Annotated in this window: 9 protein-coding genes; 5 read left to right on the top strand and 4 right to left on the bottom strand. The window is 56.2% G+C overall.

All coding sequences use genetic code 11. The annotated features are described in order from the left end of the window. Nucleotides 1-325, bottom strand: a 325-nt coding sequence (locus ACZAHD_RS18535; protein WP_462458085.1) for an LLM class flavin-dependent oxidoreductase, incomplete at its 3' end; no start/stop codon positions are given. Nucleotides 326-607: 282 nt separating this feature from the next. On the opposite strand from ACZAHD_RS18535, the gene rutR reads away from it, so the two are divergent. Then, the gene (gene rutR / locus ACZAHD_RS18530) at nucleotides 608-1,246 is read left to right on the top strand and encodes an HTH-type transcriptional regulator RutR (protein ID WP_462458084.1); all 639 of its coding nucleotides are present in this window, start codon (nucleotides 608-610) and stop codon (nucleotides 1,244-1,246) included. Here the strand turns inward: rutR and ACZAHD_RS18525 are convergent. Together ACZAHD_RS18525 and putA are read right to left on the bottom strand one after the other, a co-directional pair. Continuing rightward, nucleotides 1,243-1,638: a lysozyme inhibitor LprI family protein gene (locus ACZAHD_RS18525; protein WP_462458083.1), complete on the bottom strand. Its 396-nt coding sequence runs from the start codon at nucleotides 1,636-1,638 to the stop codon at nucleotides 1,243-1,245. The genes rutR and ACZAHD_RS18525 overlap by 4 nt on opposite strands. A 291-nt stretch (nucleotides 1,639-1,929) precedes the next feature. Next, nucleotides 1,930-5,892, bottom strand: a complete 3,963-nt coding sequence (gene putA, locus ACZAHD_RS18520; protein WP_462458082.1) for a trifunctional transcriptional regulator/proline dehydrogenase/L-glutamate gamma-semialdehyde dehydrogenase — start codon at nucleotides 5,890-5,892, stop codon at nucleotides 1,930-1,932. A 424-nt stretch (nucleotides 5,893-6,316) separates the two neighbouring features. Between putA and putP the strand changes: the two genes are divergently transcribed. Then, on the top strand, nucleotides 6,317-7,825 hold the full coding sequence (putP, locus tag ACZAHD_RS18515; protein WP_462458081.1) for a sodium/proline symporter PutP: 1,509 nt from the start codon (nucleotides 6,317-6,319) through the stop codon (nucleotides 7,823-7,825). 148 nt (nucleotides 7,826-7,973) lie between these two features. Next, a complete protein-coding gene (locus ACZAHD_RS18510) occupies nucleotides 7,974-8,408 on the top strand; it encodes a DUF3574 domain-containing protein (protein ID WP_462458080.1) in 435 nt (144 codons plus the stop codon). Nucleotides 8,409-8,440: 32 nt separating this feature from the next. On the opposite strand, the gene ACZAHD_RS18505 is transcribed toward ACZAHD_RS18510, so the two are convergent. Beyond that, nucleotides 8,441-9,625, bottom strand: coding sequence for a NupC/NupG family nucleoside CNT transporter (locus ACZAHD_RS18505; RefSeq protein WP_462458079.1), 1,185 nt, complete (start codon nucleotides 9,623-9,625; stop codon nucleotides 8,441-8,443). Between the two features lie 273 nt (nucleotides 9,626-9,898). Here ACZAHD_RS18505 and efeU point away from each other — a divergent pair, with 273 nt between their 5' ends. Both efeU and efeO read left to right on the top strand, forming a co-directional pair. Continuing rightward, nucleotides 9,899-10,738, top strand: coding sequence for an iron uptake transporter permease EfeU (gene efeU, locus ACZAHD_RS18500; protein ID WP_462458078.1), 840 nt, complete (start codon nucleotides 9,899-9,901; stop codon nucleotides 10,736-10,738). A 47-nt stretch (nucleotides 10,739-10,785) separates the two neighbouring features. Continuing rightward, a partial coding sequence (gene efeO / locus ACZAHD_RS18495) for an iron uptake system protein EfeO (RefSeq protein ID WP_462458077.1) occupies nucleotides 10,786-11,513 on the top strand: 728 nt, incomplete at its 3' end.

Raw genomic sequence — 11,513 nt, 5'->3', positions numbered from 1 at the left:
CGGAGATAGAGTCGATGGTGGAGGCCATACGGGCGACAATCGCCGGCGGCAGCGTGAGCGTCGCGGCGGTGGCGTAGATCTGGATCCGCGATGTGACCGCCGCCAGACCGGCCATTAAGGTGAAGGATTCCAGGTTATGATCCCAGAACTCGGTTTTGCCGCCGAAGCCGCGGAGTTTGATCATCGACAGCGCAAAATCAAAGTGGTAATGCTCCGCTTTCTGGACGATCGCTTTATTTAGTTCGAACGTCGGCATGTACTGCGGAGCATGGGTGGATATCAACCAGCCGTTATTACCAATCGGAACGAAGACACCAATTTTCATACGAACCTCTCTGCAATCGTTGAAGAAGAAGGCGCGCGGTGCTGCATCCTGCATCTCCTGGGTCACCTCGCCAGAAAGGTAAAGCAAAGGTGATGCCAGTTTTGCAAATGGTAATGTTATTAATGTGTTGCGTGTTGGTTGCTGAAAATGAATGTAAAAAAGTGGACTGAATGGTCAAAATGAGTGCACGAAAAAACGGCAGTCATGCGCAATTGGGGTGCATAAAGTCGTGTCAAGGTTGGGCTTTTGCTATGCTGATGGCGTTGAAAGAAGGAGATGACGATGGCAGAGGGCGCTGTGAAAAAAAACGGGAAGCGTTCGCAGGCGGTGAGTGCAAAGAAAGAGGCTATCCTGGCCGCTGCGCTGGACGCATTTTCCCAATTTGGTATCCACGGTACGCGGCTTGAGCAGGTTGCTGAGCTGGCCGGAGTATCGAAAACGAATTTACTCTATTACTACCCGTCAAAAGAGGCGCTGTACGTCGCCGTACTGCAGCAGATTCTCACCATCTGGCTGGCCCCGCTGAGGGCGTTTCGCGAAGATATCAGCCCGCTGGTCGCTATCCGCGAATATATTCGCCTCAAGCTGGAAGTGTCGCGCGATTATCCGCAGGCATCCCGACTGTTCTGTCTGGAAATGCTGCAGGGGGCGCCGCTGCTGATGGGCGAGCTGACCGGCGATCTGAAAACACTGGTTGATGAAAAATCGGCGATTGTCTCTGGCTGGGTCGATAGCGGGAAACTGGCGCCGGTCGACCCTCAGCATCTGATCTTTATGATTTGGGCCACCACTCAACATTACGCCGATTTTGCCACCCAGATTGAGGCGGTCACCGGCGCAACGTTGCGTGACGAGGCGTTTTTTCAACAAACCGTGGAGAACGTCCAGCGGATGATTATTGAAGGTATCCGGGTACGTTAATTGGCGGGGGGAAGCGGGCAGCTCTGGTCGCCATCTTCACACTGCAGCAACGAAGCAAGGAACGATTCGCGCTCAACGGTTTTGTCTGCCATACACTGATTGAGGAGCATCGGCTGGACGCTGCCGCCCTCGGCGCCGGAAGCGAGGAAGGCGCAGTCGGCGTCGCGCAGCGTTATCCACGCCAGCTGCGCTTTTTTCAACAGCGCCAGCTGTTTACCCGAGGCGCGCTTCAACGCTTCCTGATAGGTCTGATTCAGCTTGCTATCGGCTGCCTGATATTGTGCTGCCGTACACTGATTCAACTCAGCCTGATTACCAGCGTTGGCGCATTCGTCCGCCAGGGCATGTCCGCTTGCCAGCAGAGCGACAAGGGCAAGTAAAGTTCGTTTCATTGGTCCACTCCCATAATTAAAGCTCCCGTCGGGGAGTTTTAATTAACCACAGCCGGCGTTCGGTGTCATTATCTGCCGTTGGCGCTATCTGCTTTTCCCAATGGATTTTCCCGGGGGGCGGCACAAAGCGCCTTGCCTGGGCTACGGGCGTGGGGAGCGTGCGGGGTGTGCGGCGTACGGAATGACAGGGGAATTGCCCGCCCCGGTTAACGCGGGCGGGCTTGTGTGGTCTGACGGTCTTGTCATTTTGTAGCCCGGACAGGTGCGTAGCACCGCCTCCGGGGAATTGCGTTAGCCGATGGTCATCAGACTGGCGTTACCGCCCGCCGCCGCGGTATTGACGCTCAGCGAGCGTTCAATGTACAGGCGTTCCAGCAGCAGGTTGGTTTCACCGCGGGCGAAGCCCTGAACTGAGATAATCGCGCCGTCGCGTGCCGCCACCTGCTCGCACAGTTCACGCAGTTGGTCGGAGTCACCGTGGTAGATCACCGCATCGAATGCCTGAGCGGACAACATCTCTGGTTTGGCAAAGTGGAGACGCTCGCTGACCTCGCGCGGCAGCTTCTTCGCCAGCTCGCGATGCAGAGCGCTCTCCGGCCACAGGATTTCACTGCCAACCGCGGCGACCGCCGCCAGCTGAATCAGCGCATCCTGCTCGTTATCCGCCATGCACAGTACGCGATCGCGAGGGATAAAGGTCAGGGTATTGCGCTCGCCGGTTGGGCCCGGTAGCAGACGCTGGGTACCGGCTTGCGCCAGTTCACGATACTGCTGGCACAGCTCCTGCAGTTCAGGACGACCGACGGCCCACTGCTGCAGTGCGTTCAGCGGTTTTTCCAGCAGGGTTTTCAACTGTGCATCCAGCGGGCGTTCCGCATCCTGGCGGGCAAGTGTGGTCCCGACGGCATTTTGCGGACGGCTGGAGAGCAGGCGATACAGATACAGCGGGCCGCCGGCTTTCGGTCCGGTCCCCGACAGACCTTCGCCGCCAAACGGCTGTACGCCGACCACGGCGCCAACCATATTGCGGTTAACGTACAGGTTACCGACCTTCGCGCTGCCGGTGACCTGAGCGATGGTCTCATCGATGCGAGTATGGACGCCGAGGGTCAGACCGTAGCCGGAGGCGTTAATCTGCTCGACCAGCTGATCCAGTGCATTACGGTGGTAGCGAACCACGTGCAGAACCGGGCCAAAGACCTCTTTTTTTAGCTCATCAAAGCTCTCCAGCTCGATCAGAGTCGGTGGAATGAAGGTTCCGTTTTGCCATTCACGCGCATCCTCGCTGTTTTCCCGTACTGCCTGGAATACCGTGCGGCCTTTGGCACGCAGGCTCTGAATATGGCGTTCAATATTCTCTTTCGCTTCGGCATCAATGACCGGACCGATATCGGTCGTCAGGCGACCAGGGTTACCCATCCGGCATTCGCCCATCGCGCCGCGCAGCATGGTCAGGGTATGGTCGGCGATCTCTTCCTGCAGGCAGAGAATTCGCAGGGCTGAACAGCGCTGTCCGGCGCTATCAAACGCCGAGGCCAGCACATCGACCACCACCTGCTCGGTGAGGGCGGAGGAGTCGACAATCATCGCGTTCATGCCGCCGGTTTCGGCGATAAGCGGCGTCGGACGCCCCTGGGCGTCCAGGCGGCTGGCGATATTGCGTTGCAGCAGCGTGGCGACCTCCGTGGAGCCCGTAAACATGACGCCGCGAACGCGATCGTCGGTGGTCAGCGCGGCGCCGACGGTTTCACCGCGGCCCGGCAACAGCTGAATTACCCCCGGCGGGACGCCGGCTTCCAGCAGAATCGCCACGCCCTGAGCGGCAATCAGCGGCGTCTGTTCGGCAGGTTTTGCCAGTACGCTATTACCGGCGGCCAGCGCGGCGGCAATCTGACCGGTGAAAATCGCCAGCGGGAAGTTCCACGGGCTAATACAGACCACCGGTCCCAGCGGACGGTGGGTTTCATTATCGAAATCGTCGCGGACCTGACCGGCGTAGTAGTGGAGGAAATCGACGGCTTCGCGCACTTCGGCGATGGCGTTGCTGAAGGTTTTACCGGCTTCGCGGACCAGAATGCCGATCAGCATCTGCATCTGCCCTTCCATCAGCACCGCCGCGCGTTCAAGGATCGCCGCCCGCTCTTGCGGCGGGGTGGCAAACCAGATAGGCGCGTTATTGACTGCGCTGGTCAGCGCCAGTTCAATCTCTTCCGGGAGGGCTTCACGCACGTGGCCGACAATATCTTTCGGCTCAGCCGGGTTAATGACTGCCTGCAGTTCACCGGTAATAACCGGATGCTCCAGTGTCGGCAGCGCCTGCCATTTGTGCAATGCGCTGTTCAGCAGCGAGGAGGAGAGGGAGGCCAGACGGTGTTCGTTGGCCAGATCCAGGCCCGCGGAGTTGCGACGGCCTTTGCCGTACAGATCGCGCGGTAGCGGGATCTTCGGATGGGGCAGACCGGCCTGCCCTTCTTGCTGAGCCAGTTTTTCCACGGCGCTGACCGGATCGGCAATCAGCTCATCCAGCGGCAGCGTAGCATCCGCGATACGGTTAACAAAGGAGGTGTTGGCACCGTTTTCCAGCAGGCGACGCACCAGGTATGCCAGCAGCGTTTCGTGGGTCCCGACCGGCGCGTAAATCCGGCATGGACGGTTCAGTTTCCCGTCGGCAACCTTGCCGACCACCTGCTCGTATAGCGGTTCACCCATGCCGTGCAGGCACTGGAACTCATACTGGCCCGGATAGTAGTTTTGCCCGGCCAACTGATAAATGGCGGCCAGTGTGTGGGCATTGTGGGTGGCGAATTGCGGGTAGATCAGGCTCGGTACCGACAACAGCTTTTTCGCGCAGGCGAGGTAGGAGACGTCGGTATACACCTTGCGGGTATAAACCGGGTAGCCTTCGAGACCGTCCATCTGCGCGCGTTTAATTTCGCTGTCCCAGTAGGCGCCTTTTACCAGGCGGATCATCAGGCGACGACGGCTGCGGGTGGCGAGATCAATCAACGAATCAATGATGAACGGGCAGCGTTTCTGATAGGCCTGAATGACGAAGCCGATCCCGTTCCAGCCAGCCAGTTCCGGTTCAAAGCACAGCTTCTCCAGCAGGTCGAGAGAGATCTCCAGACGGTCGGCTTCTTCGGCATCGATGTTAATCCCAATGTCGTACTGCCGTGCCAGCAGAGTCAACGATTTCAGCCGCGGATACAGTTCATCCATCACCCGATCGTATTGTGCGCGGCTATAGCGTGGGTGCAGCGCGGAGAGCTTGATCGAAATCCCCGGCCCTTCATAAATGCCGCGGCCGTTAGAGGCTTTGCCAATCGCGTGGATCGCCTGTTGGTAGGAAACCATATAGGCCTGAGCATCGGCGGCGGTGAGCGCGGCTTCGCCCAGCATATCGTAGGAGTAGCGGAATCCTTTCTCTTCCAGCTTACGGGCGTTGGCCAGCGCTTCGGCAATGGTTTCGCCGGTCACGAACTGCTCGCCCATTAAACGCATCGCCATGTCGACGCCTTTGCGAATCAGCGGTTCGCCGCTTTTGCCGATAATCCGGTTCAGCGAGCGCGAAAGGCTGGTTTCGTTATGGGTAGAGACCAGTTTGCCGGTAAACAGCAGGCCCCAGGTCGCCGCGTTGACGAACAGCGACGGGCTGCGGCCGATGTGTGACTGCCAGTTACCGTTGCTGATTTTGTCGCGGATGAGGGCATCGCGGGTGGCTTTGTCCGGAATACGCAGCAGCGCCTCCGCCAGACACATCAGCGCAACCCCTTCCTGTGACGAGAGCGAAAACTCTTGCAGCAGACTCTGCACCATACCGGCGCGACCGCTGGCGGTTTTTTGATTACGCAGTTTTTCCGCCAGCTGATAAGCCAGCTTATGCGCCTGCTCTGCCAGCGGCTGCGGCAGACGCGCCTGCTCCAGCAGCATCGGTACGGCGTCGGTTTCCGCCCGGCGGTAAGCGGCGGTAATCGAGGCCCGGGTGACGGACTGTGGCAGGATCTGCCCGGCAAATTCGAGGAATGGCTGCCACGGCTCATCGACCGGGCTGCTGGCGTCATCGCTTTCATTGGCGGCGCCGGAGAGCAGGGCCGGTAGCTCGGGCAGCGTCTCGTCGTTTTCCAACTTTTCCAGATAGTTGAAAATGGCCTGTTTAATTAGCCAGTGCGGCGTGCGGTCAATACGGCTCGCGGCGAACTTAATGCGTTCGCGCGTCGCGTCGTCAAGCTTAACACCCATGGTGGTGGTGCCCATGCTTATCACTCCTGTTATGAATCGTTGTTCTTTTTAGCGGTTACGCGGAAATATCCACTATGTTGCAACTTTGTGCAACCTTGTTAATCGTGACCTGTGTTGCAAGCTGAGAAATGAGCGAATTGTGAATTGCGATGGCGGATATAACGGAAAATTAACCTTTCTGTACAGGGTGTTTTTATGCGTCAGTTAACAGTTTTACAAGGTGCAACCACTAAAAACGTGAGAGAGCGCAACCTATAACGAAATGAAGTTTGGTGCGGGCAAAAATTAGTGTAAATGCTGTGTTAAATCGTTTGTGAAATACCGACTCTTCCGTCAGGATACGGTCGCCCAATACAACCATTGTGCCATTACCCCGTTCCGGTAGTGGAATAAAATGACAAAGCTGGACGTTGTCGACAAAAGAATCTGGAGATTTTACATGGCTATTAGCACCCCCATGTTGGTGACTTTTACTATTTATATATTTGGCATGGTATTGATCGGTTTTATTGCCTGGCGATCGACAAAAAACTTTGATGATTATATTCTCGGTGGCCGCAGTCTCGGGCCATTTGTGACCGCGCTCTCCGCGGGTGCCTCCGATATGAGCGGTTGGTTGCTGATGGGATTACCCGGTGCGATATTCCTCTCCGGTATTTCCGAAAGCTGGATTGCCATCGGCCTGACGCTCGGCGCATGGATTAACTGGAAACTGGTCGCCGGTCGTCTGCGCGTTCATACCGAGGTGAATAATAACGCACTGACGTTGCCGGATTATTTTACCGGCCGCTTTGAAGATAAAAGCCGCGTGCTGCGTATTATTTCGGCGCTGGTTATTTTGCTGTTCTTCACCATTTATTGCGCCTCCGGGATTGTTGCTGGTGCTCGTCTGTTTGAAAGCACCTTTGGCATGAGCTATGCCACGGCGCTGTGGGCCGGTGCGGCGGCGACGATTATTTATACCTTCGTCGGCGGATTCCTTGCAGTCAGCTGGACCGATACCGTGCAGGCCAGCCTGATGATTTTCGCGCTGATTCTGACACCGGTGATGGTGATTATTTCCGTCGGCGGCTTTGGCGAATCGCTGGAAGTGATCAAGCAGAAGAGCATTGAAAACGTCGATATGCTCAAGGGACTGAATTTGGTAGCGATTATTTCACTGATGGGCTGGGGCCTGGGCTACTTTGGCCAGCCGCATATTCTGGCGCGTTTTATGGCGGCCGACTCGCACCACAGTATCGTTCACGCACGTCGTATCAGCATGACGTGGATGATTCTCTGTCTGGCGGGGGCCGTGGCGGTCGGTTTCTACGGTATTGCATGGTTTAATAATAACCCGGCGCTGGCCGGCGCGGTGAATCAGAACTCTGAGCGCGTGTTTATCGAACTGGCGCAAATCCTGTTTAACCCGTGGATTGCCGGGATCCTGCTGTCGGCGATTCTGGCGGCGGTGATGTCCACCCTGAGCTGCCAGCTGCTGGTGTGCTCCAGCGCGATTACCGAAGACTTGTATAAAGCGTTTCTGCGTAAAAACGCCGGTCAGAAAGAGCTGGTGTGGATCGGGCGGATGATGGTCCTGGTGGTGGCGCTGGTTGCCATTGCGTTGGCGGCCAATCCGAACAACCGCGTGTTGGGCCTGGTGAGCTATGCCTGGGCTGGCTTCGGTGCGGCGTTTGGCCCGGTTGTTCTGTTCTCGGTAATGTGGTCGCGTATGACGCGTAACGGGGCGCTGGCCGGGATGGTGATTGGCGCGCTGACGGTGATTGTCTGGAAACAATTCGGCTGGCTGGGGCTGTATGAAATCATCCCTGGTTTTATCTTCGGCAGCGTCGGCATCGTGGTCTTCAGCCTGCTGAGCAAAGCTCCGTCGGCGTCCATGCAGCGGCGCTTTGCCGAAGCGGACGCTCATTATCATTCGGCTCCGCCGACACCGGCTACCGCCGAGTAAACTCAGGACCGATTAATCAAGCCCGCGTTCAGCGGGCTTTTTTGTCGCTGAAAGCCGGTCAGGCGCCCGGTACGGTCGCTCTCCCTCTTGCTAATTCCATGAAAATACGCTGATATCGGGGGCACAAAAAAACAATGAGGGTAGCAAAATGACATTCAGACAGGGGGCGCTGGTGCTGGTGATGGCGGGGTTGCTGGGGGGATGCGTGGCACCGGTGAAGAAGAGTACGCCGGTTCCCACCGCAGCGGTATGCCCGGCAGAGAATGCGATGGTGCAGACCACGCTCTATTTCGGTTTGAGCCGTCCGGCGGGTAAAGATATCACCGCCCAGGAGTGGCAGCAGTTTGTTGACCGCGACGTCACGCCACGCTTTCGTGAGGGGTTAACGGTGTTTGACGCCCGAGGCCAGTGGCTGGGGAATGATGGCAGCGTGGCCCGTGAGCAGAGCAAAGCGCTGATGCTGATTCATGGTAAAGATGGTGGCAGCGAAGAGGGGATTGAGGCGTTACGTAACCTCTATAAATCGCGCTTTGCCCAGGAGTCGGTGATGCGCGTTGACCAAACGGTCTGCGTTCACTTCTGAAAAAACGGCGGGGAAATTCCCCGCCGTGTCTCTTATAGCACCAGCCCCGCGAAGCTGGCAGAGAGCAGGCTCACTAGCGTGGCGCCATAGACCAGACGCAGGCCGAAGCGGGAAACGATATTCCCCTGATTTTCGTTCAGTCCTTTAATGGCCCCGGCAATAATACCGATTGAAGCAAAGTTGGCGAAAGAGACCAGGAACACCGACAGGATGCCCAGTCCGCGTGGGGTCATGCCGGCGGCAATTTTCTGTAGTTCGATCATCGCCACGAACTCATTCGCCACCAGCTTGGTTGCCATAATACTTCCGGCGTTCAACGCATCGCTGAGTGGAATACCAATCAGCCAGGCCAGCGGATAAAAAACGTAGCCGAGAATTTGCTGGAAGCTCAGGCCAAATATGGTGGCAAACAGGGCATTAATGGCGCTGATCAGGGCAATAAAGCCAATCAGCATCGCCAGAATAATCATCGCCACTTTAAAACCGGCAAGAATATACTCCCCGAGCATTTCGAAGAAGCTTTGTGATTCGTGGAGCTTCTCCAGCTTAATCTCTTCTTCGCTACCTGGACGCGTCGGGTTAATAATCGACAACACAATAAAGGTGCTGAACATATTAAGGATCAACGCCGCGACCACATATTTTGCATCGAGCATGCTCATATAGGCGCCGACGATGGAGAGCGACACCGTGGACATGGCGGTCGCCGCCATGGTGAACAGCCGGCGGGAGGAGAGGTCGCCCAGCACACCTTTGTAGGCGATAAAGTTCTCCGACTGCCCAAGAATCAGCGAGCTGACGGCGTTAAAGGACTCCAGTTTCCCCATGCCGTTGACTTTGGAGAGCAGGGTGCCAATCACGCGGATGAAAACGGGCAGAATGCGCCAGTGCTGGAGAATACCGATCAGCGCCGAAATAAAGACAATCGGACACAGCACGCCAAGGAAAATAAACGCCATCCCTTTTTCGCTCATGCCGCCAAATACAAAGTTGGTGCCTTCGGCAGCAAAGCCGAGCAGCGAAGTGAAAAAGCCGGAGATATTTTTAACTATCCACAGACCGCTTTCGGCATGTAGAAAAAAGAAAGCCAGGGCAATTTCAATGATAATTAACTGGATAATATAGCGAATACGGATTTTTTTTCGGTCATAGCTGGCAAGCCAGGCAAGGCCGAGGATAACCGCCAGCGCCAGCAGGAAGTGCAAGAATTGTGTCATGTTGTTCTTTTCGCAGGTCAATAAGGCCGCTATTTAGCCACAGCCGGTCAGTCTGGTAAATATCTATAGCGAAAAAACCGCAGCGCCAGCTGCCTGAGCGTGGCGAAAACAGATAATCCCCTAAGTAATTATTTTACAGCGATTAATTTACAACTCGTCACTAATCTCTCTACATTTCGCTTGTGTTTCTGATTATTGTAATGATAATCAATATCAGAAATATTTACTTATCTTTGCATCCATTGACTGCGATTCACATTGAAGGGTGTCGGCATGTTTGTCCCATTTCTCATTATGTTACGTGAAGGGCTGGAAGCGGCGCTGATTGTCAGCCTGATTGCCAGCTATCTCAAACGAACTCAGCGCGGCAACTTGATTGGCGTCATGTGGATTGGCGTTATCCTGGCTGCGGCGCTGTGCCTCGGGCTGGGGATCTTTATCAACCAAACCACCGGCGAGTTTCCCCAGCGTGAACAGGAGCTGTTTGAAGGCATCGTGGCGCTGGTGGCGGTATGCATCCTGACCTGGATGGTCTTCTGGATGCGTAAAGTCTCGCGCAACGTCAAACAGCAGCTGGAACAGGCGGTGGATAATGCGCTGCAGCGCGGTAATCACCACGGCTGGGCGCTGATCATGATGGTCTTTTTCGCCGTAGCGCGGGAAGGGCTGGAGTCGGTCTTCTTCCTGCTGGCGGCATTCCAGCAGGATGTGGGGATCTGGCCGCCGCTCGGGGCGATGCTGGGACTGGCTACCGCGATTGTCCTCGGCTTCCTGCTTTACTGGGGCGGGATCCGTCTTAACCTCGGCGTGTTTTTCAAATGGACCAGTCTGTTCATTCTGCTGGTGGCGGCCGGGCTGGCTGCCGGTGCAATTCGCGCCTTCCATGAAGCCGGGCTGTGGAACCACTTCCAGGACGTGGCGTTTGATCTGAGTGGCGTGTTGTCGACCCACACGCTTTTCGGCACGTTGCTCGAGGGGATCTTCGGTTACCAGGAGACGCCTACCGTCAGTGAAGTGGCGGTTTACTTTATCTATTTGATTCCGGCGCTGGTGCTGTTTGCGCTGCCGCCGCGTAGCAATACAGCAACCTCGCGCACCGCTCCGCTTAAGTAGGGCGCCGCAGGATTATGGTTACAACATACTTACCGAAAGGGATGGTCATGATGATTCATTTTCGCCGTAATGCGCTGCAGCTTGCCGTCGCAGCGTTGTTCAGCTCTGCTTTCTACGTTCAGGCTGCGGATATCCCGCAGGTAAAAGTCACCGTTAACGACAAACAGTGTGAGCCGATGAACGTCACCGTGAAAGCGGGGAAAACGCAGTTTATTATTCAGAACCACAGTCAGAAAGCGCTGGAGTGGGAGATTCTTAAAGGCGTGATGGTGGTGGAAGAGCGCGAGAACATTGCGCCAGGCTTCACCCAAAAGCTGACGGCGAATTTGCAGCCGGGTGAATACGACATGACCTGCGGTCTGCTGACCAACCCGAAAGGCAAACTGATTGTGACCGGTGCGGCCACCAAAGATGCGGCGAAAGCCAATGCGTTGTTGAGTCTTGGCGAGGCGATTACCGCCTATAAAGCGTATGTCACGACGGAAACCGCACAGTTGGTGAGCGGCACGAAAGCCTTCACCGACGCGGTGAAAGCGGGTGATATTGAAAAAGCGAAAGCGCTGTATGCGCCGACGCGCCAGCACTACGAGCGCATTGAACCTATCGCGGAACTGTTCTCCGATCTGGACAGCAGTATTGATGCTCGTGAAGACGATTACGAGAAAAAAGCTGAAGATCCGAAATTCACCGGCTTCCACCGTCTGGAAAAAGCCCTGTTTGGCGACAACAGCGTCAAGGGGATGGACAAATATGCCGATCAGCTAAACAGCGATGT

It is taken from the genome of Raoultella sp. (assembly GCF_039594335.1).
GTDB lineage: Bacteria > Pseudomonadota > Gammaproteobacteria > Enterobacterales > Enterobacteriaceae > Klebsiella.
This window is presented reverse-complemented; position numbering and strand designations above follow the sequence as displayed.